The sequence below is a fragment of the Kineococcus sp. NBC_00420 genome, assembly GCF_036021035.1.
In the GTDB taxonomy this organism is placed as follows: domain Bacteria; phylum Actinomycetota; class Actinomycetes; order Actinomycetales; family Kineococcaceae; genus Kineococcus.
Window position 1 is genome coordinate 4,248,316 of the sequence record NZ_CP107930.1, and the last position, 19,744, is coordinate 4,268,059.

The 19,744-nt window shown below is 73.4% G+C and carries 19 protein-coding genes; 9 read left to right on the plus strand and 10 right to left on the minus strand.

Annotated features, from left to right (window positions below):
- The first annotated feature begins 185 nt into the window (after nucleotides 1-185).
- Nucleotides 186-1,076 carry a hypothetical protein gene (locus OG218_RS20970; RefSeq protein ID WP_328295158.1) on the plus strand — a complete coding sequence of 297 codons (891 nt, stop codon included), beginning with the start codon at nucleotides 186-188 and terminating at the stop codon, nucleotides 1,074-1,076.
- Here OG218_RS20970 and OG218_RS20975 read toward each other — a convergent pair.
- Genes OG218_RS20975 through OG218_RS20995 form a run of 5 tightly spaced genes read right to left on the minus strand, consistent with a single transcriptional unit; the run spans nucleotide 1,030 to nucleotide 5,691 of the window.
- Nucleotides 1,030-2,220 carry an asparagine synthase-related protein gene (locus tag OG218_RS20975; RefSeq protein ID WP_328295159.1) on the minus strand — a complete coding sequence of 397 codons (1,191 nt, stop codon included), beginning with the start codon at nucleotides 2,218-2,220 and terminating at the stop codon, nucleotides 1,030-1,032. The two genes, OG218_RS20970 and OG218_RS20975, sit on opposite strands and share 47 nt — an antisense overlap.
- Nucleotides 2,217-2,624, minus strand: a complete 408-nt coding sequence (locus OG218_RS20980) for a hypothetical protein (protein WP_328295160.1) — start codon at nucleotides 2,622-2,624, stop codon at nucleotides 2,217-2,219. Before OG218_RS20980 ends, OG218_RS20975 begins: the two co-directional genes overlap by 4 nt.
- A 1-nt stretch (nucleotide 2,625) precedes the next feature.
- On the minus strand, nucleotides 2,626-2,901 hold the full coding sequence (locus OG218_RS20985) for a PqqD family protein (protein WP_328295161.1): 276 nt from the start codon (nucleotides 2,899-2,901) through the stop codon (nucleotides 2,626-2,628).
- 43 nt (nucleotides 2,902-2,944) lie between these two features.
- A complete protein-coding gene (locus OG218_RS20990; protein WP_328295162.1) occupies nucleotides 2,945-4,831 on the minus strand; it encodes an ABC transporter ATP-binding protein in 1,887 nt (628 codons plus the stop codon).
- A 23-nt stretch (nucleotides 4,832-4,854) separates the two neighbouring features.
- Nucleotides 4,855-5,691 carry a glycosyltransferase gene (locus OG218_RS20995; protein ID WP_328295163.1) on the minus strand — a complete coding sequence of 279 codons (837 nt, stop codon included), beginning with the start codon at nucleotides 5,689-5,691 and terminating at the stop codon, nucleotides 4,855-4,857.
- A 133-nt stretch (nucleotides 5,692-5,824) separates the two neighbouring features.
- Here OG218_RS20995 and OG218_RS21000 point away from each other — a divergent pair, with 133 nt between their 5' ends.
- Nucleotides 5,825-6,826: a glycosyltransferase gene (locus OG218_RS21000; RefSeq protein ID WP_328295164.1), complete on the plus strand. Its 1,002-nt coding sequence runs from the start codon at nucleotides 5,825-5,827 to the stop codon at nucleotides 6,824-6,826.
- Nucleotides 6,823-7,986, plus strand: a complete 1,164-nt coding sequence (locus tag OG218_RS21005; protein ID WP_328295165.1) for a hypothetical protein — start codon at nucleotides 6,823-6,825, stop codon at nucleotides 7,984-7,986. The genes OG218_RS21000 and OG218_RS21005 overlap by 4 nt, the downstream gene beginning before the upstream one ends.
- A 21-nt stretch (nucleotides 7,987-8,007) precedes the next feature.
- On the opposite strand, the gene OG218_RS21010 is transcribed toward OG218_RS21005, so the two are convergent.
- Together OG218_RS21010 and OG218_RS21015 are read right to left on the minus strand one after the other, a co-directional pair.
- Nucleotides 8,008-9,243 carry a glycosyltransferase family 4 protein gene (locus tag OG218_RS21010; protein WP_328295166.1) on the minus strand — a complete coding sequence of 412 codons (1,236 nt, stop codon included), beginning with the start codon at nucleotides 9,241-9,243 and terminating at the stop codon, nucleotides 8,008-8,010.
- Entirely contained in the window at nucleotides 9,240-9,872 is a 633-nt protein-coding gene (locus OG218_RS21015; RefSeq protein ID WP_328295167.1) for a dTDP-4-dehydrorhamnose 3,5-epimerase family protein, read from the minus strand. Before OG218_RS21015 ends, OG218_RS21010 begins: the two co-directional genes overlap by 4 nt.
- A gap of 123 nt (nucleotides 9,873-9,995) precedes the next feature.
- Between OG218_RS21015 and rfbD the strand changes: the two genes are divergently transcribed.
- The 4 genes from rfbD to OG218_RS21035 are packed head-to-tail and all read left to right on the plus strand — an operon-like array spanning nucleotide 9,996 to nucleotide 13,983.
- Nucleotides 9,996-10,865 (plus strand): dTDP-4-dehydrorhamnose reductase, encoded by an 870-nt coding sequence (gene rfbD, locus OG218_RS21020; protein ID WP_328295168.1) that lies wholly within the window; start codon nucleotides 9,996-9,998, stop codon nucleotides 10,863-10,865.
- A gap of 54 nt (nucleotides 10,866-10,919) precedes the next feature.
- Nucleotides 10,920-11,405 (plus strand): hypothetical protein, encoded by a 486-nt coding sequence (locus OG218_RS21025; protein ID WP_328295169.1) that lies wholly within the window; start codon nucleotides 10,920-10,922, stop codon nucleotides 11,403-11,405.
- The gene (locus tag OG218_RS21030) at nucleotides 11,402-12,535 is read left to right on the plus strand and encodes an HTTM domain-containing protein (protein ID WP_328295170.1); all 1,134 of its coding nucleotides are present in this window, start codon (nucleotides 11,402-11,404) and stop codon (nucleotides 12,533-12,535) included. Before OG218_RS21025 ends, OG218_RS21030 begins: the two co-directional genes overlap by 4 nt.
- Nucleotides 12,532-13,983 carry a phytoene desaturase family protein gene (locus tag OG218_RS21035; protein WP_328295171.1) on the plus strand — a complete coding sequence of 484 codons (1,452 nt, stop codon included), beginning with the start codon at nucleotides 12,532-12,534 and terminating at the stop codon, nucleotides 13,981-13,983. Before OG218_RS21030 ends, OG218_RS21035 begins: the two co-directional genes overlap by 4 nt.
- Before the next feature lies 1 nt (nucleotide 13,984).
- Here the strand turns inward: OG218_RS21035 and rfbA are convergent, their stop codons facing one another.
- Nucleotides 13,985-14,860: a glucose-1-phosphate thymidylyltransferase RfbA gene (gene rfbA, locus OG218_RS21040; RefSeq protein WP_328295172.1), complete on the minus strand. Its 876-nt coding sequence runs from the start codon at nucleotides 14,858-14,860 to the stop codon at nucleotides 13,985-13,987.
- Nucleotides 14,861-14,881: 21 nt separating this feature from the next.
- Between rfbA and rfbB the strand changes: the two genes are divergently transcribed.
- A complete protein-coding gene (rfbB, locus tag OG218_RS21045; protein WP_328295173.1) occupies nucleotides 14,882-15,871 on the plus strand; it encodes a dTDP-glucose 4,6-dehydratase in 990 nt (329 codons plus the stop codon).
- 82 nt (nucleotides 15,872-15,953) lie between these two features.
- Here rfbB and OG218_RS21050 read toward each other — a convergent pair whose 3' ends face one another.
- Nucleotides 15,954-16,895, minus strand: coding sequence for a glycosyltransferase (locus tag OG218_RS21050; protein WP_328295174.1), 942 nt, complete (start codon nucleotides 16,893-16,895; stop codon nucleotides 15,954-15,956).
- 210 nt (nucleotides 16,896-17,105) lie between these two features.
- On the minus strand, nucleotides 17,106-18,734 hold the full coding sequence (locus OG218_RS21055) for a dolichyl-phosphate-mannose--protein mannosyltransferase (RefSeq protein WP_328295175.1): 1,629 nt from the start codon (nucleotides 18,732-18,734) through the stop codon (nucleotides 17,106-17,108).
- 130 nt (nucleotides 18,735-18,864) lie between these two features.
- Between OG218_RS21055 and rsmI the strand changes: the two genes are divergently transcribed.
- The gene (rsmI, locus tag OG218_RS21060) at nucleotides 18,865-19,740 is read left to right on the plus strand and encodes a 16S rRNA (cytidine(1402)-2'-O)-methyltransferase (RefSeq protein ID WP_328295176.1); all 876 of its coding nucleotides are present in this window, start codon (nucleotides 18,865-18,867) and stop codon (nucleotides 19,738-19,740) included.
- Nucleotides 19,741-19,744: the final 4 nt, after the last annotated feature.

Genomic DNA, 19,744 nt, shown 5'->3' on the forward strand with positions numbered 1-19,744 from the left:
CCTCCTGAGGCATCGCGGTCCAGCGGTACGTGGTGGCGGTGCGTCCGAAACGTGACACTCGGTCCATCGGACGTTACTGCACCTGGGGCATCCTTGGGCACTCTTCGTCAAGATCATCTCAACGGAGAGTAGGGATCTTCCCGGGTGGTGCGGCACGTGGGGGAACGGGCTGCTTGTCTTCTCCCATGACCACCACCTCCGGGGCACCCGTCGCCTACGGACTCGCCCTGCCCGACCTGCGCGGGGCCACGCACCTGCTGCACCCCGCCCGTGGCGACGAGACCCTCTGGCGCATCGAGCGCACCCGGGTCGAGGGGCGGACCCCCGTGGAGACCGCGGTGGACTCCCGGCGGGCCGTGCTGGCGATGGACGGCGGTGACGTCGAGATCGACCGCGCGTCCGCGACGACGACGTTCCGGGCGAGCACCCTGCCCACCGACCTCGAGGTCGTGCACCCCCACCTGGCCTCCACGGCCGTCACCGTCGCCCACTGGACGGGCCGGATCGCCCTGCACGCCGGTGCGGTCGTCGTCGACGGACGGGTCTGGGCGGTGCTGGGGGAGCGCGGGGCCGGCAAGAGCACCGCGATGTACTCCCTGGTGGGTGCGGGCTACCCGCTGGTGACCGACGACGTCCTGGTCCTCGACGGCGCCCGGGTGCTGCCCGGGCCGCGCTGCATCGACCTGCGCCGTCCCACCGCCGAGCACTACGGGGTCGGCGAGGACATCGGCGTCGTGGGCCGTCGCCGGCGCTGGCGGGTGGAACTGCCCGGCAGCGGCCGGGACGACCGCCTCGACCACGACCTGGAGCTGGCGGGCCTCGTCCACCTGGCCTGGGGCGACCACCTCGCCGTCACCGAGGTCCCCCTCGACCAGCGGTGGCCGGCCCTGCTGGAAGGTCTGGCGCTGAAGCTCCCGCCCGCCGACCAGCGCGGGATGCTGCGGCTGCTGGCCCTGCCGACGGTGCGGTTCCAGCGTCCGCAGCGCTTCGCCGAGGTCGACCGGGCGGCGCACACCCTCGGGCGCGAGCTCAGCCGGTGGGGTGCACGGCGAGCCACGCCTGCTGCAGCAGGGTGAGGGTGTGCAGGTCCGGGGCCGGTGAGCTCCACTGCGCGTGCAGCGCCTGCGGGTCGACGAGGTCGGTGTCGACCCCGCTCCCGGTCCAGCCGCGGGCGAACTCCGCCGCCGGTCCGGCCCAGAACGCCCCGTTGAACCCGGCCTTCGTCTCACGGGTGAGGAGTTCCCGCGGCAGCAGGTCGCCGAAGTGCTCGAGCAGTTCCCCGCTGCGACCGCGGGGGCCGGACCAGCCCCAGGTCGCCGCGGCCGCGACCAGCACCGGAGCCGCCGCGAAGGGGTGCTCGACGACGACGTCGTGGGCCTGCGCCATCCGCTGCTTGGCCCGGCGGGGGAGTTGCAGGACCCGCCCGGGCCACGTCCACGTCGCGGCGGCGACGTCCCAGCGCAGCGGCTGCGCCGCGGCGTCGAGGGCGTTGGCCCGCCGCAGTTCCCGCGCGGTGCCCGGGCGCAGCCAGTCGTAGTCGAGGTCGAGGTGGCGGCCACCGCGCCGGGCCCGCCACGACCTCGGCGCCGCGGCCGAGAACCCGAGGTTCGGCAGCGAACGCCACCGCATCGGCGCACGACGGGCCGCGACCCGCACGACGGGGTAGCGCGAGACCTGCGAGAAGAGCTCGTCGCCGCCGATCCCGGTGAGCACCGACCCCCCGCGGGCCGCAGCGAAGACCGGTTCGTGCAGGTGACCGTTGAACGGGGACAGCACCCCGTCGCGCCGCAGGACGGTGCGCGCGTGCGGGCCCAGGACGTCGAGCTCGTCGGTCCACGTCGGGCGCTGCCACTCCTCCAGGCCGAGGTGGCGCACGACGAGTTCCTGCCAGTCGTCCTCGTGGGAGTCCGCGACGGCCGGGAAGCGGTGGGAGTAGGGGACCGGGTCGGCCAGCCCCTCCCGCCGGGCGACCGAGGTCGCCACCGCGAGCACGGTGGAGGAGTCGCGGCCGCCGGAGAAGCTCACGACGCACGGAGCGCGCTGCAGCGCGGGCAGCACGACGGTCTCCACCGCGGTGCGCAGCGGTGACGGACCCCGCGACGGCGTCCGGGGGAGCAGGGTCAGGGGCTCGACCCCGGGCTGCGGCCCGAGGGGCATGCCCCAGGTGCTCTCCAGCGGGGTCAGCCGCAGCAGCGGGTCGTGCGGGAGGGCCGAGGTCACCGCAGGGCCGGGACCCTCGTCAGCTCGCGGTAGGTCGCGCTCTCGTCCTCGTCGTGCCCGTCCAGCCAGGCGTGCGCCGCGAAGCCGTCCGCCACCGAGGCGGCGACGACGATCTCGTGGTGCTCACCGTGGGCCGTCAACCAGGCCTGCACGACGAGGCAGCGCTGCAGGCAGGTCGCCCCGCGCCGGCTCAGCACGGCCTCGACGGCGGCCAGGGCCTGGGGAGGCAGATCCCTCGGGGGGACGACCCGGGTCCGCAACCCGTCCTCGGGCAGCACCCTGCGCACCGTGCGCAGCGAGCGGTCGGCCCACCACGCCGCGCTCAGCCCCCCGCCGCGGGCCAGGCGCAGCCGCCGGCCGACCCGGCGCCCGGTGCGACGCAGCGCCCGACGGGTGGGGTGCACGTCAGGTCGTCCGCAGCAGCGGGGCGCAGGAGTCCAGGAAGGCCTCGAGGTCGGCCTCTGCGCGCTCGGCGGGGACGTCGAAGGTGTCGGTCAGCCGGACCAGCAGGTCCGCCCGCGTGGTGCCCTCGACCAGGAGCGGCCACAGCGTGACCCCGGCTCCGGACACCGCGTGGTAGGTGGAGGTGGCGGTGTCGAGGACGACGATCTGGTCGTCGACCTCGTTCCACGCCAGCTCGTCCGCCCGGACCGCGACCAGCGACTGACCCCGTTCATTCACGAGCACAGAGTAAGTGCAGGACGACTCTGTGGCAGCGCGATCCTCACTGCGCTGCGTGACGCCCCGCGCTCCCCGGGGGCAGGACCTCCGTCTGGTACGCCTGCGCCTGCAACGTGTAGAGCTCCGCGTACAGCCCGCCCCGGGCCAGCAGCTCGTCGTGGGTCCCGGTGTCGTCGACCCGTCCCTCGCGCAGCACCACGATCCGGTCGGCCTCGCGCACGCTGGAGAACCGGTGCGAGACGAGCACGACCGTCCGCCCCGCCATCAGCTCGCGGATCCCGGCGAAGAGTTCCGCCTCGGCGCGGGCGTCGAGGGCGGCGGTGGGTTCGTCGAGGATCACCAGGTCCGCCCCGCGGTAGAACGCCCGGGCCAGCGCCACCCGCTGCCACTGCCCGAGCGAGAGGTCGACCCCGCCGGGCAGTTCCGCGCTCAGCGGTGTCGCGTAGCCCGCCGGCAGCCGCCGCAGCAGGTCGTCGGCACCGGCCTGGCGGGCGGCCGCCGGCACCGCGGAGGCCTCGTCGCCGCGCCCGGTCCGGCCCACGGCGATGTTCTCCTGCCCGCTGAACTGCCACTGCACGAAGTCCTGGAACACCACCGCGATCTGGTCGCGCACCGAGGTCTCGTCCAGACCCGCGACGTCCTCCCCGTTCCAGCGCACCGCACCGGAGTCCGGTCGCAGCAACCCGGCGATCAGCTTCGACAGCGTCGTCTTCCCCGACCCGTTCTCCCCCACCAGGGCGACGACCTCACCGCGCCGGACCGACAGCGAGACCCCCTGCAGCGCCGGCCCGCCACCCTGCGGGTAGCCGAACACGACGTCGTCGACGCGCAGTTCCTCGAAGGCACCGGCCGCCGGTCCCGGTGGGCGCGCGGCCTCGGCGCCCAGCTCCAGGAACCCGTGCAGGTCGTCCAGGAACAACCCCGACTCCAGCACGTTCCCCACGCCGCTCGCCAGCGTCTGCAACCGCGACGCCAGCAACGGGGCCGCCGCACCGGCCGCCCCCGCGTCGGCCAGCGTCATCCGGCCCGAGTCCACCAGCCACAACAGGATCGCCACCGTCGCGACGACGCTCGCCGCGGTGAGCACCTGGGCGAGCAGCGTCAACCGCATCCGCCGACCGACGTGCGCCGTGAGGTCCTGCTGGTAGCGGTCGAGCAGGTCGTCGTAGCGCTCCCGGAGGTCACCGGCCAGGTCGTAGGCCCGGACCTCCTTGGCCTCGCGGCGACCCGTCAGCGCGGAGCGCACGTAGGTCCGGACCCGGTAGGCCGTCGCCTGCCCGACGGCGAAGTCGAACTCGAGGCGTCCCCCGCGACGGGTGAGCAGGAGCAGCGGGACCCCCGCGAGGACCAGGACCGGCAGCAGCACGGGCTGGATCGTCCAGAGGGCGATCACCAGCCCGACCGACCCCACGAGACCACCGAGGATCCCCACGAGGCCCTGGGCGACACCGACCGGGCGCGACACGGCGTTCGTCGTCACCCGTTGCAGCCGGTCGTAGAACGCGGGGTCGTCGAAGCGGTCGAGGCCCACCCGGGTCGTCGTGTTCAGCACCCGGTCCCAGACCGCGCGCTGCACGGCCTCCGAGAGCAGCCGCATCCGCTGCCCGCGCACCGCCCCCGCCAGCCCGGCGAGCAGGCTCACCCCGGCCAGCGTCACCAGCGGGCCCGCGGCGGCCCGCAGCAGATCGCCTTCAGCGCCGCTCGTCGCGCCGCTCGTCGCGCCGCCCCCACCGCCCAGGACGCGGGTCAGGGCCTCGCGCCCCACCAGCACCTGCACCGCGACCAGGGCCGACCCCAGCAGCTGCACGCCGAAGATCAGGACCAGGTCGCGGCGACGGGCGCTCCAGCACAACCGCAGCGCCTCGACCACCAGCGTCGGCAACGACCCGAGCCGGCGCCGACGGGAACGGCGCTCGCGGGCGATGCTCACCGCGTCCACGCGGCCGGCGGTGCTCAGCGGTACTTCACCGCCGCCGCAGCCCGTCCGTAGCGCATGTAGAACGCCCCGACGACGTAGGCCGCGCGACTGCGGGGCCCCGAGAGTTCCCGGGCCCGGAGCGCCCGCAGGACGGAGCCCACCGGGGGGGCGAAGGCCTTGAGCGACAACTCACCCGGCGGGTTCTCGCCCGCGCGGACGCGCAACTGCCGGCCGTGCTGGACCCGGCACAGCTTCTTCCACGCCTGCGCGTAGGACTCCCGCGCGGGGTGGGCGACGACGGCGTCGTCGACGTAGGTGAGGGGGAAACCCGCGGCCACGGCCCGGCCGCACCACTCGGCGTCCCCGCCGGAGGGGAGGTCGGCGTTGAACGGGCCGACGACGTCGAGGACCTCGCGCGGGACGACGATGTTCGCGGTCACCGCGAAACCCCGCGGGACGGTGCGGTCCTGGCGGAAGGCGTTGACGACCTCGAAGGCCTCGACGGGGTGCGGGCGGGTGTCGTCGCGGGCGTAGACGCGGACACGCCCGGCGACGACCTTCGCGCCGGCCTCGATCGCCCGCAGCGCACCCGAGACCCACCCGGGGTCGGGCAGGGTGTCGGAGTCGGTGAAGGCGAGGACGTCGCCCTTCGCCACCGCGAGTGCCGCGTTGCGGGCGGCGTAGGAGCCGGGGCGGGTCTCGACGAGGAACTCCACCCGGGGGTCGAGGTCGGCGACCTGGCGCTGCGGGCGGGCGGAACCGTTGTCGACGACGATGACGCGCAGGGCATCGGCCGGGTGGTCCTGGGCGAGGACGGCGCGGACGCAGTCGATCAACCGGGGATCGTCCTTGGTGGGGACGATGACGTCCACGGACCGGAGGCTCGGGATGTTCGTGGACCTGGGGTTCGAGCTGTTCACGGGGGTCGTCGCTCCTCTCGCTCGTCGCCGCATGGTTGCACACGCTTCGTTGCGCTCAGATGACCTGGCGTAGCATCCTCGCGCCGTGACCCCGCCCGATCAGACGACCCGTGACCCCTCCGAACCCGGCCGTCTCCCCGGGGGCCTCCCGAGGGTCTCCGTCGTCGTCCCCGTGCACGACGGCACCGCCCTCCTGCGCACCTGCGTGCAGGCCCTCCTCGCGCAGGACTACCCGGGCGACCTGATCGAGGTCCTCGTCGTCGACAACGCCTCCACCGAGGACGTCGCCGCCGTGTTGCCGCCCGACCCCCGGGTCCGGCTGCTGCACGAACCGGTCCCGGGTTCCTACCGCGCCCGCAACGCCGCCCTGCCCCACGTCCGCGGGGAGGTCGTGGCCTTCACCGACGCCGACTGCCGGCCGCACCCGGACTGGATCACCCGGGGGGTGGCCGCGCTGCGTTCGCAGCCCGACGTCGCGATGGTCGGCGGCCGCGTCGACCTGGTGTTCCGGGAGGGGCACCCGGTGACGGCCTGGGAGGTCTACGAGGCGGCGCACGCGTTCCCGCAGCGCGACTACCTGGCCAAGCAGCACTTCGCCGTCACCGCCAACGTCCTCACCTGGCGCACGACCCTCGACGACGTCGGGGGTTTCGACGCCCGCCTCGCCTCCCGCGGTGACGCGGAGTGGGGCCAGCGGGTCGCGCGCAGCGGAGGCAAGCAGGTCTACGCCGAGGACGCGGTCGTCGACCACCCGGCCCGCGCGACGTGGAAGGAGATGTGCGGCAAGACGTTGCGGGTGGCCCGGGGCCGTCGCGACGTCGACGTCTCCCGTTCCCGCGGCCGTCGCCACTTCCTCGGTGTCGCCGCGGCCCACGTCCGGCTCGGGGTGGTGGGCCTGGCCCGGCCGGCCGCGGCGAAGGAGTTCCGCCCGACCCCTGCCGCGACGCTCCGCTACGTCGCGGCGTACTCCACCGCGCGTGTCCTGTTCGTCGGGGTGAACCTCGCGACCGGTCTGCGCCCCCGGTCGGGACCGCGCAGCGTCGAGCTCCCCGAACCCGTCGTGAACTCCCAGGAGGTGGGCCGGTGAGCGGCCAGGACGTGGTGTTCTACGGCAGCAGTCCCTGGGACGAGACGTGGCTCACCGAGCACTACCTCGCCGAGGCGTTGAGCCGCGACGGCCGCGTCCTCTTCGTCGACCCGGCGTTCAGCGTCCTGACGGTGCTGAAGCGCCGGCGCGGGGTGCGGGCCGTGCGCGGCGTCGTGGAACTCCTGGCCGCTCCGACGCGGACCGAGGGTGAGGTCACGGTCGTGCGCACCTCGTCGCTGCCGAAGAAGGAGAACGCCCTGGTCCGCCGCGCCTCGGCGCCGTGGCGACGCGCGCAGGTGGCGCGTGCGGTGAAGGCGGCCGGGCTCGACGTCGGCGTCGTGGTGACCGCGGCGGCCTTCGACGACAGCACCTGGATCCCGCGCGGCGCGGTGAAGGTCGCCATCGTCAAGGACTGGCTGGAGGCCGGTGCGCACCTCACGGGGTTGTCGGCGCAGGTGATCCGCGAACGCCAGCGACGCACCTGGGAGATCGCCGACGTGGTCTGCGCGATCTCGACGCGCCTGGTCGCCCGACTGGCCGAGGAGGGGGTCACAGCCCGCCTGCTGCGCCACGGGTCCCTCGCGGGACGTTTCGGATCGACTGCGGTGCAGGCGGTTCCCGAACCCCTGGAACGTTTCCCGCGGCCGCTGATCGGGGCCGTCGGCCGGGTCGACTCGCGCTGGGACCACGCCGCGCTGGGCGAGGTCGCCGACCGGAACCCCGGGGGTTCCGTCCTGCTCATCGGCCCGGTCAGCCAGCGGATCGACCGCGCGGAGCTCGACGCCCTGCTGCGGCGCCCGAACGTGCACCTGCTCCCGCCGGTGCCGAACACCGAGGTTCCCGCCTGGGTCGAGGCGCTGGACTGCAGCACCGTCCCCTACGTCGACGACCCGTGGCAGCAGTACGCGTCGCCGCTGAAGATCTGGGACTACCTGCGCGCGGGGACCCCCATCGCGGCGACGGGCTGCCCGGCGCTGGGGGAGTTCCCGGAGGGACTGGTGCACTTCTCGCTGCCCTCGCGCGACCTGCCGAAGCTCGTCGAGGCCGCGCTCGCGGAACCCGCCCGGACCCGCGCGGAACGCCGGACCTACGCCGCGGCGAACACCTGGGACGACCGGGCGGCGCAGTTGCGCGAGATCGTGGCGGAAACCGTCCGCTGACCCGTCGTCGTGACCCGCGGGTCAGGCCGGGTGGCCGGCCCGCGGGTGACGGGGCAGGAAGTCCGGCAGGTCGGTCACGTCGGCCGCGAACGGGCCGCCGAGTTCCAGACCGCGCACCAACCGGGCGGCCAGCGCCGACCAGGTGAACAGGGGCGAACGGGCCGCGGCCCGGGCGCCCGTCCCGGCCGCCACCACGGGGTCGGCGAAGCGCAGCATGGCCGCGTGGACGGCGTCGGTGTCGGTGGGTTCCACGACGACCCCACCGTCGCCGATGAAGTCCGCGGACCCCCCGTTGGAACCGCCGATGCTGGGCAGCCCGGCGGCGGCGGCCTCGGTGAACACGACTCCGGCGGGTTCGTACAGCGACGGCATCACGAAGCAGGTGGCGTCGTCGAACAACTGCTGCAGGCGGGCCCGCCCGGCGGGTTCCCGGCGCGGGATCCTCCCGTGCGTGCGCACCCCGGGGGCCGAGATCGGCGGGTGCCCGCCGACGACGTCGAGGGTCGCGTCGGGGTGCACCGCCCGGACCCGCGCGAACGCCTCGAGCACGCGCGGTCCGTTCTTGCGGGTGAAGTCCAGCCCGACGAAGAGGTAGCGCGGGGGCGTCTGCTCGCGCGCCGGCGTCCGGGGTCGTTCGTGGGTCCCCGCCCCGACGACACGGACGTGCTCGGCGGGGACGCCGTAGTCCTGCTCGGCGGAGTCCGCCGCCCAGCTGCTGGTCATGCAGCACGTCGTCGCGGAGCGGTAGACGCGGGTCTGCAGCGTGAGGCGGGAGTCGACGTCGCGGCGGCGCATCGTCTCCCAGTTCACGTAGGGGTAGCGCAGCGCCTGCGCGACGGTCATGTCGTCGTAGACGACCCGGGGCAGCGCCGTCCGGACCTCGTAGCCGCCACCGAGCTGGACGACGCCGTGCAGGCCCTCGAGCCGGTCGAGGCGTCGCTGACCGGTGACCGTGCGCCCGGCGGCCAGGTGCGCCCCGACGAGGGCGGCGCTGTAGCCGCGCTGGAACCGCTCGCGCGCAGGGCGTCCGGCGCCGCCACCGCGGTGCAGCGGGGCCAGCGCGGCCGCCGCGTAGCGTTCGACCCTCGCCCCGGGCCGGACGTCGAGCGGCACGACGTCGACCCCCCAGCCACGCAGGCCCTGCAGCACGCCGTAGGGCGTGCCCGAGCGCACGGTCGGGTCGGTGGCGTCGCCGGGGAAGAGGACGGCCAGCCGCAGCCCCCGCAGCGGCTGGTGTTCGGGGTGCTCGGCGGTCACCGGTTCACCGCCTCGCCGCGCAGTCCGGCGACGTGGGCGGCGACGACGTCGGCCTGGGGCAGGGCGCCCGCGGCCAGTGCTTCCGCGAGCGAGGGGGCCTGCTCGTCCTTGCCGGACAGCGTCAGCTCCAGCGGGCGGCCGTCGCGCCCCTGCGTCGGCCACGCGATGGCGAGGTCCGGGTCCAGCGGGTGGATGCCGTGCTCGCGGTCGGGGGCGTAGCCCTCCGAGCACAGGTAGACGACCGTCGAGCCGTCCGCGAGGGAGAGGAACGCGTGCCCGAGCCCCTCGGAGAGGTAGACCGCGCGGCGGTCCACGTCGTCGAGCAGGACGGAGTCCCACCGCCCGAACGTCGGCGAGCCGACCCGCAGGTCGACGATCACGTCGAGGACCGCGCCGGCCGCGCAGAACACGTACTTCGCCTGTCCCGGAGGGACATCGGCGTAGTGCACACCGCGCAGGACCCCGGCCGCCGAGACGGAGCAGTTCGCCTGGGCGAGGTGCAGGCCGTGGCCGAGCGCGGCGGTGAAGGCGGGTTCCTTGAACCACTCCATGAACGTTCCCCGGTCGTCGCCGAACTGGCGGGGGGTGATCTCCCAGGCGCCGGGGATGCTCAGTTCGCGTGTCTGCACGTGGCGGACCCTATCTGCTCGTCCGGAGCAGACGGAGGGCTGTGCGTGACATCACGGTCACCGTAGGGTGTCGCCCGAGAACGCCCGGGGCCGGGAGTTCCGAACTCAGGAACGGGGGACCGCGTGCGCTGGATCGTGGCGGGAGCGGGCGGGATGCTCGGCACCGACGTCGTGGAGGTGCTGCGCGCGGCGGGGCACGAGGTCGTCGGGCTCACCCGGGCCGAGGTCGACGTGACCGACGTCGAGGCCTGCCGTCGGGCCGTCGGGGCCGTGGGGGCTGCCGACGTCCTGGTGAACTGCACCGCGCACACGGCCGTCGACGCGGCCGAGTCCGAGGAGGGTGCCGCGTTCGCGGTGAACGCCGTCGGAGCCCGGAACCTGGCCCTGGCCGCACGGGACGCCGGTGCCCGGTTCCTGCACGTCTCCACCGACTACGTCTTCGACGGCGAGGCCGACGAGCCCTACGCCCCCGACGCGCTGCCGACCCCGCGCGGAGCCTACGGACGCACCAAGGCCGCGGGGGAGTGGGCGGTGCGGGCCAGCGGGGCCGACGCCCTGGTCGTGCGGACGGCCTGGCTCTACGGCGAGCACGGAGGGTGCTTCCCCAAGACCATGGTCACCGTCGGGCGGGCCCGCGGGGCGCTGTCGGTGGTCGACGACCAGGTCGGGCAGCCGACCTGGACCCGGGACGTGGCGCAGCTGCTGCTGCGGCTCGTGGCGGCGCAGGCCCCGGCGGGGACGTACCACGCGGTGGCCGCGGGTCGGTGCTCGTGGTTCGACTTCGCCGGTGCGGTGCTGGCCTCCGCCGGCCTCGACGCCGTGGAGCTGAAACCCACCACGAGCGCGGAGTTCGTGCGTCCGGCCCCTCGTCCGGCGTTCTCGGTCCTGTCCACCGCGAACCTGTCCGGGGTGGGGGTCGAGCCGATCGGGGACTGGCGCGAGCGGTGGGACGTCGCCGCAGCGACCGTCCTGGCCGACGGGGAAGTTCTCTAGAACTTCTTCCCGAAAAGCGGGGTGTGACGCACAGTCGCGTCCTATGGTCGGCGCGTGACGAACTCGCCCTCCGCGTCGCCCACCCGGCGTCGCGCGGTCCGTACCGTCTTCGTGCTCGCCCTGTGCGCGCTCCCGGTCCAGGTGGTGGTCCGGGAGGTCGTGGGGGAGCCCTACCCCGGTCTCTACCAGCCCTCGTTCGGGGGTGTACCCCTGACGGGGGGCGAGGCGACGACCACCGACGCGGTGGTCACGCTCGACTACGCCGACGGACGCACCCGGGCGATGTCCATGGCGGATGCGTTGCCGCCCACCGGGATCCTGCCGCGGTACGTCTTCAGCCGGGGTTTCCGCGACCAGGCCACCGCCGACGACCCGCGGACGGTCGCGTGGTTGCGGGAACGCTTCGCCGACGACCCCGGCGGTCCCGTCACGGGTTTCGACGTCCAGTGGCAGCAGGTCGGCTACTCCGTCACCGACGGCTCCCGCCGCGTCCTCTCCGAGGGCCGGCACGTCCACGTCGACCTCGGGGGAGCGCGGTGAACCAGCTCGGAGCGGTCTTCGACCGGTGGGTCTCCCGCGGCGACGCCACCCCGCGCGACCTGGGGATCTACCGCATCGTCTTCGCGCTGCTGATCCTGCTGTCCCCCCCGAGCTTCCGCTGGGTCTCCCAGTTCCCGGACTCCTTCGTGAACGGCCCGGCCGGACCGTTCGCGTTGCTGCACAGCGTCCCCCCGGACGGTGTGCTGCTGGGCCTGGAACTCCTGGTCGGGACCTGCGCGGGGTTCCTGCTGGTGGGGTTGTTCACCCGCACCGCCTCGATCGTGCTGGCCCTCGCCCTGGTGGGCGGGTACGGGACCGTCTACAGCCTGGGCAAGATCGACCACACCATCTTCCTCGTCATCGTCCCGGTGCTGCTCGCGTTCGCGCGCTGGGGCGACGCGCTGTCGGTCGACGCCCTGCGACGGGGGGCGGGCGCTCCGGTCGCCGAGACCCCGCAGTGGCCGCTGCGCCTGCTCGCCCTGCTCGTCGGCCTGGGGTTCCTGACGGCCGCCGTCCCGAAGGTGCTCAGCGGCTGGCTGGACCCGCGAACCCATGCGGTGCAGGGAGTCATGTTCACCCAGTACTACGTCAACGACCGGACGGACCTGCTCGCCGGACACTTCATCGGTCTGCACGACGGGGTCTTCTGGGAATCCGTCGACGTCGCCACCGTGCTGCTCGAGGGCCTGCTCGTGCTCACCGTCCTGAACTGGCGCTGCTGGCGGGTCGGGATCGCGATCGCCTCGCTCTTCCACCTCGGCGTGCTGCTGATGATGAACATCGGGTTCTCCGGCAACGTCGTGACCTACGCCGCGTTCGTGCTCTGGGCCCGGTCGCCGCTGCTGCGGCGGGAAGTCCCCCGGGCCACTGCGGCGCAGCGCCTGGCGGCCCGCCCCGGATCCGCCCGGATCACCCCCGTCGCGGCGGGGGTGCTCGCCCTGGCGCTGGGGGTCGGCGCGGTGCTGCGCCCGGAGGCGTGGGCGGTCCCGCGGCTCAACCAGGTCGTCGTCGTGGTGGGCGCGGCGCTCGCGCTCTGGTACCTGGTGCACGTGGCCAGGGACCTGCTCGGTCGCCTCGGCGGTGGCCGTACGGTGAGCGTCGTGGACGAATCCGCCGGAGTCAGACCGTGATCGGACGCGCGACCGTCGTCGGGGCGGGACCCAACGGGTTGTCCGCGGCCGTGCTGCTGGCCCGCGCCGGGTTGGAGGTCACCGTCCTCGAGGCCGCCGACAGCATCGGCGGTGGGGTCCGCAGCGCGGAACTCCTCGGCCCGGGGGTCGTCAGCGACCTCGGGTCCGCCGTGCACCCCTTCGGCGTGGCGAGCCCGTTCTTCCAGAGCCTGCCGCTGGAGCGGCACGGTCTGCGGTGGCTGCACGGCCGCTACCCACTCGGCCACCCCCTCGACGACGGCCCCGCCGGGCTGCTCGAGGGCGACCTCGACGCGACGGCGCGGGAACTCGGCCGGGACGGCGCCGCCTGGAAGGCGCTCTTCGCCGGGCCCGTGAAGCACTGGGAGTCCCTCGTCCCCCAGGTCATGGGTCCGCTGCTGCGGGTGCCGGCCGACCCGTTCGTGCTCGGCGGGTTCGGGGTGAAGTCCGTCTGGCCGGCGAACCTCGTGAACCGCACGCTCTTCCGCGAGGACCGGGCCCGGGCCCTGTTCGCCGGGATGGCCGCGCACGCCCTGCAGCCGCAGAGTCGTCCGCTCACGGCGGCGTTCGGGATGCTCTTCGGGGCCGCGGCCCACGCCACCGGGTGGCCGGTGCCCCAGGGGGGCGCCCAGGCCATCGCGACCGCGCTCGCGGCCGAGCTCGCCGAGCACGGGGGCACCGTCCTGCTGAACCACCCCGTGCGGACCCTGGGGGACCTGGAGGTCGCCGGGACCGCGGACGTGACGCTGCTCGACCTGACCCCGCGCCAGCTGTTGCGCATCGCCGGCACCGCGCTGCCGCCCCGCTACGCGGCGCAGATGCGGCGCTGGACCTACGGCGCGGGCGCGCACAAGGTCGACTACCTGCTCGACGGGCCCGTCCCGTGGCGCGATCCCCGGCTCGCCGGGGCCGTCACGGTGCACCTCGGCGGGAGCGCGGCGCAGGTCGCGGCGGCCGAGGACGACGTCGCCCGCGGCCGCCACCCGGACCGGCCCTTCGTGCTCGTCGCCCAGCAGGACGTCGCCGATCCCGGTCGGGCACCGGCTGGGCAGCACGTGGTGTGGGCCTACGGGCACACGCCGCAGGGGTCGACCGACCGCGGCACGGGGGAGCGGATCGACCGCCAGTTCGAGCGGTTCGCGCCGGGGTTCCGTGACCGGGTCCTCGCCCGGGTCGAGACGACGCCGGCGGCGTTGGAGGAGCAGAACGCCAACCTGGTCGGGGGCGACGTCGGGGGCGGTGCGCTGACCCTGCGTCAGCAGGTCTTCCGGCCCGTCCTCGGTCTGGACCCGTACTCGACCCCGCTGGAGGGGGTCTACCTGTGCTCCTCCGCGACCCCGCCCGGCGGCGGGGTCCACGGCATGTGCGGTTTCCACGCCGCCACCCGGGCGCTCACCGACCTCGCCCGGCGGCGCCGCACCGGCCGCTGACTCAGGCGTGCCGGCCGCGGGCCAGCAGTTCCAGCAGGTAGCTGCCGTACCCGCTCTTGACCATGGGGCGGGCGCGTTCCTCGAGCTCGGCGTCGTCCAGCCAGCCGTGGCGCCAGGCGACCTCCTCGGGACAGCCGATCTTGAGCCCCTGACGGGCCTCCAGCGTGCTGACGTAGTTCCCGGCGGCCAGCATCTGGTCGAACGTCCCGGTGTCCAGCCAGGCCGTCCCGCGTGGCAGCACCTCGACCTGGAGCTGACCGCGTTCGAGGTAGGTCCGGTTCACGTCGGTGATCTCGAGTTCCCCGCGCGGGGACGGTCGCAGGGCCTTGGCGATCTCGACGACGTCGGAGTCGTAGAAGTAGAGCCCGGGGACGGCGAAGTTGCTCCTGGGGGCGGTGGGCTTCTCCTCCAGCGACAGCGCCTGCCCGGCGTCGTCGAACTCCACGACGCCGTAGGCGGTGGGGTCGCCCACCCAGTACGCGAAGATCGCGCCGCCCGTGAGGCCGTCGAAGCGGCGGAGCTGGTTGCCCAGTCCGGGGCCGTAGAAGATGTTGTCCCCCAGGACCAGGCCGACGGTGTCGGAACCCACGAACTGGTCCCCGATGACGAACGCCTGGGCGAGACCGTCGGGAGAGGGCTGGACGGCGTACTGGAGGTTCACGCCGAACTGCGAACCGTCGCCCAGCAACCGCCGGAACCCGTCGGCGTCGTGCGGGGTGGTGATGACCAGGACGTCCCGCACCCCGGCCAGCATCAACGTCGAGAGCGGGTAGTAGATCATCGGTTTGTCGTAGACCGGGACGAGCTGCTTGCTGACCCCCCGGGTGATGGGGTGCAGTCGCGTGCCGGATCCACCGGCGAGGATTATTCCGCGCATGACACCGTAGTATGTCGGTCCATGAGACTTCTGGTCACCGGCGGTGCAGGTTTCATCGGCAGCCACTACGTGCGGTCCGCCCTGACGGGGGTGCACGGGGCCACGGGGATCGACTCGCTCGTCGTCCTGGACAAACTGACCTACGCCGGCAACCCGCGCAACCTGGACCCGGTGGCCGGTGACCCCCGGTTGGAACTGGTCGAGGCCGACATCACCGACGCGGCCGCGGTCGACGCGCTGATGGCCCGCGCGGACGTCGTCGTGCACTTCGCCGCCGAGAGCCACGTGGACCGATCCATCGACGGCGCAGCGGGTTTCGTCCACACGAACGTCGTGGGGACCCAGGTCCTGCTGGACGCCGCGGTGCGTCACGACGTCGACAAGTTCGTGCACGTCTCCACCGACGAGGTCTACGGCACGATCCCCGAGGGTTCCTGGCCCGAGGACCACCCGCTGGAACCGAACAGCCCCTACTCGGCCTCGAAGGCCTCCAGCGACCTGCTGGTGCGGTCGTTCCACCGCACGCACGGGTTGCCGGCCTGCATCACCCGTTGCTCGAACAACTACGGCCCGTACCAGTTCCCCGAGAAGGTCATGCCGTTGTTCATCACGAACCTGATGCGCGGCGGGACGGTTCCGCTCTACGGCGACGGCCTCAACGTCCGCGACTGGTTGCACGTCGACGACCACTGCCGCGGGATCCAGCTCGTCGTCGACGGAGGTCGTCCCGGAGAGGTCTACAACATCGGCGGGGGGACGGAACTCACCAACCGTGAACTCACCGAACGGATCCTCGAGGCGTTCGGGGCCGGCTGGGAACGCGTCCGTGAGGTCGAGGACCGCAAGGGGCACGACCGCCGCTACTCGGTCGACATCTCGAAGATCTCGGCCGAACTCGGCTACACCCCTCAGCACTCCTTCGACGAGGGTCTGGCCGAGACGGTCCAGTGGTACCGCGACCACGAGGCCTGGTGGGCCCCGCTGCTCGAGAAGGTCTCCACCGCGAAGTGAGGGGAGACCCGGAGGTCGATTCCCCCCGCGGGTCATCGACCTCCGGGTCGGTTCCGGGTGACGCGGACGTCACGCGTGGAACTCAGAGAGCCAGCGGCCGGGCGTCCTCGCGGAGGTTCACGACACTGCTGGCGGCCAGCACCAGGTCTTCCGGGGTGACCGCGTCGGCCTCGCGCACGACGGCGAGGCCGCGGTGCTTGAGCATGTCGGCGATCTGTTCCTGGTGGTCGTCGATGTGCTCGGAGAACTCGGCCCGCCGCGGGATGAGGACCGGCAGCTTCCCGGCCCCGAGGGCCTCCAGGGCGACACCCGTACCGGCGTGGGCGATGACCAGGTCGGCCTCGCGCATCGCCGCCGACAGTTCCTGGGCGGGAACCGCGGGACGGGGGTCGAGCACCGGCAGGCCGGTGGTGTCGGTGGTCCCGGTCTGCCAGAGGACCTCGGCTCCCAGGTCCTGCAGGAGCGGGGCGATGCTCTCGACGAGACGGCGGAAGCCGTAGGTCCGGGAGGTCCCGAGGGAGACCACGACCTTGGACACCTTGCGGCGTTCCGGCAGCTGCTCCGGCTCCCAGCCGTCGAAGACCGAGCCGGCGTACTTCCACTTCTTGGAGGCCCAGGAGGCGTTCTGGGTGTAGAGCTCGACGCCCGGGATCCTGGCCAGGAGCCGGCCGCTGAGGCTCGGTCCGTGGGTGCGGGTCGCGCTCTCGATGTAGTAGGTCTTCGTCCCGTGCAGGCGGGCCTGCGGCAGGACGGAGACGGCGAGGCTGGAGCCGGTGCTGACGACGGCGGAGATGCGTCCGCGGCGGAACAGCGACGAGGCGAGGACCGCGTTGTGCAGCGCGGCCCGCAGGTCGCGGGTCGGCCCGGGTTTCACCCACAGCACGTCCTCGCCCTCCAGGAGGGACAGGGACTGCGGGGTGGGGACCGTGACCCAGCGGAAGGCGTCAGCGATGGGCAGCCGCTTGGCGAGCGACTTGAGCTGAGCCAGGTGTCCGCCGTCATTGGCTACGAGAAGTGCAGTCATGGGCGTCCTCGGGATCGCGGTCGCCCGGACGGGCGAACCTGTGACGAACCGCACCCTAGCGAGTGCTGAGCGTGACCGCTAGGAGGCGATCGTCACACTTCCGCCGTACCACGCGCACTCGAAGAGCCGATCGTCGTTGCCTGATCGTGATCGGATCCTCGAGAAGCGCAGGTCAGGTGCCCTGCCGCAACCGTTCGGCGAAGCGGCCGGTCAGATCCAGCTCGGCAGCCACATCCGCCGGCTCCAGGACTCGTAGGGGATGACCTGCGCCGTGTAGACCGGCCAGAAGAAGGCGAAGCAGGCGACGGCGAGCACCACGACCGCACCCGCCACCGCGGCGCCCCCGCGCCGCCGCCACAACGCCGCCTCGATGGCGACGCCGCGGCGCAGCACGGCGGTGCTGGGGTCGGGGCCGAGGACCAGGCCCAGCACGTGGACCACCGCCAGCACCACGAACGGGACGAAGACGACGGCGTAGAACGTGAAGATCGTCCGGTGCTGGTACTGGAACCACGGCAGGTAGGCGCCGGCGTACCCCGCGAGGATCGCCCCCGCCCGCCAGTCGCGGCGGAAGAACCAGCAGAAGAGGAGGACGAGCAGTGCGAGGAGCCCCGCCCACCAGATCACGGGGTTGCCCAGCGAGGTGATGGCCTTCGAGCAGTTGTCGACCGAGCAGCCCTCCACGCCCGACGTCTTGGCCTCGTAGAAGAAGGACGTCGGGCGTCCCTGCACGAGCCACGACCACGGGTTGGCGGAGTAGGGGTGGGGGGAGTCGAGGCCGACGTGGAAGGCGTAGGCCTGCTGGTGGTAGTGCCACAGGCTCCGCAGGGCGTCCGGGACGATCCCGCCGGCCCCCCGGGAGGGGTGCACCTCGCCCCACTGCCGGTCCCAGCCGGCGTCGCTGCGGAACCAGCCCACCCACGAGGCCAGGTAGGTGGCGACCGCGATCGGGACCATCAGGACGAACGCGCCGATCCCGTCCCGCCAGAGCGCGGCGGGCAACCAGGGCCGCACCCCCACGGCCCGCCGGGCGCCGGCGTCCCAGAAGACGGTCATGACCCCGAAGACCGCGAGCACGTAGACGCCCGACCACTTCACCCCGCAGGAGAGCCCCAGGCTCATCCCGGCGGCCAGCCGCCAGCCGCGGAAGCCGATCCGCGGGCCGAGCCCGTCCACCCCGTGCACGGCGACGGCCCGGGCGAGGCGCTCGCGCGCGTGGTCCCGGTCGATCAGCAGCAGGGCGAAGGCGACGAGCACCCACCACATGAGGAAGACGTCGAGGAGGCTGGTGCGGCTCTCGACGAAGTGCTCACCGTCCACGGCCAGCAGGACGGAGGCCGTGACCCCGAGCAGCGTGGAGCGGAACATGCGCCGTGCGATCCGGCCGATCAGCAGGATCGACAGCGTCCCGATGAGCGCCGCGGAGAAGCGCCAGCCGAAGGAGGAGTCGATGCCGAACAGCCACTCCCCGAACGCGATCATCCACTTCCCGACCGGCGGGTGGACGACGAAGTCGCCCTCGGTGCCGAAGACGTTCGGGGCGCCGTGGGTGAAGAGCTCGTCCGGCTTCGCGATGCTCGAGTCGTTGCGCAGCTCCACCCCGTGCAGCAGCAGCGAGTACGCCTGCTTCACGTAGTACGTCTCGTCGAAGACGAGCTGGTGGGGGCGGCCGAGCTGGAAGAAGCGGAGGAAGCCGCCGATCGCGGTGACCAGCAGCAGCGGCAGCCAGGCCCGACGCCAGGACTCCCCGGTGATCTCCGAGGAGGTTCCCAGCAGCCGTTCGCGGGCATCACCCGGACCCGGTGTGCGGGGCGTGGCGACGGTGTCCACCGCGCTCACGCGGGACCTGCCTGCTGCTTCGCGATCACCGATCCATCGTAGGCACGCAGGTCAGCGCCTGCGGGGACGGCACGATGGCGGCCCGACCGTGCGGCACGATGGCAGGCCGACAGTGCGGCACGATGGTGCCGTGAGCGGGGACAGCGGTACGGGACGACTGGTGCTCGCGGGGACCCCGATCGGCAACGCCGGGGACGCGACCCGGCGGCTGGTCGACCTGCTGGAGACCGCCGACGTGATCGCCGCGGAGGACACCCGCCGGCTGCACCGCCTGGCCGGGGCGCTGGAGATCACCCCGCGCGGTCGCATCCTGAGCTACCACGAGCACAACGAGACCGAGCGGACCCCGGAGCTCGTCGACGCCGTGCGCCAGGGCTCGGTCGTCGCGCTGGTGACCGACGCCGGCATGCCCTCGGTGTCCGACCCGGGCTACCGGCTGGTGCGCGGGTGCGTGGACGCGGGACTCCCGGTGACGGTCGTCCCGGGACCGTCGGCCGTGCTGACGGCCCTCGCGGTGTCGGGTCTGCCCAGCGACCGGTTCGCCTTCGAGGGCTTCGCCCCGCGCAAGCCGGGGGAGCGGGCGCGGGTCTTCGCCGAGCTCGCCCAGGACCCGCGGACCCTGCTCTTCTTCGAGTCCCCGCACCGCACCGGGGCCACGCTCGCCGCGATGGCCGAGGCGTTCGGGGCGGACCGTCCGGCCGCGGTGTGCCGGGAACTGACCAAGACCTACGAGGAGGTCGTGCGCGGGACGCTGGCCGAACTCGCGGTCTGGGCCCAGGGCGAGGTCCGCGGTGAGGTGTGCCTGGTGGTCGCGGGTTCCACCGGCCCGCAACGGGTTCCCGAGGTGGGCGAACTGGTGGAGGAGGTGTCGGAACTCGTGCGGTCCGGGTACCGGATGAAGGACGCCGTGAAGGTCACCGCCGGTCGCCACGGAGTTTCCGGGCGTGAGTTGTACGACGCGGTCACCCTGCAGCGCCGGGCAGGGACTCCGACGACCCCGAACTGACCAC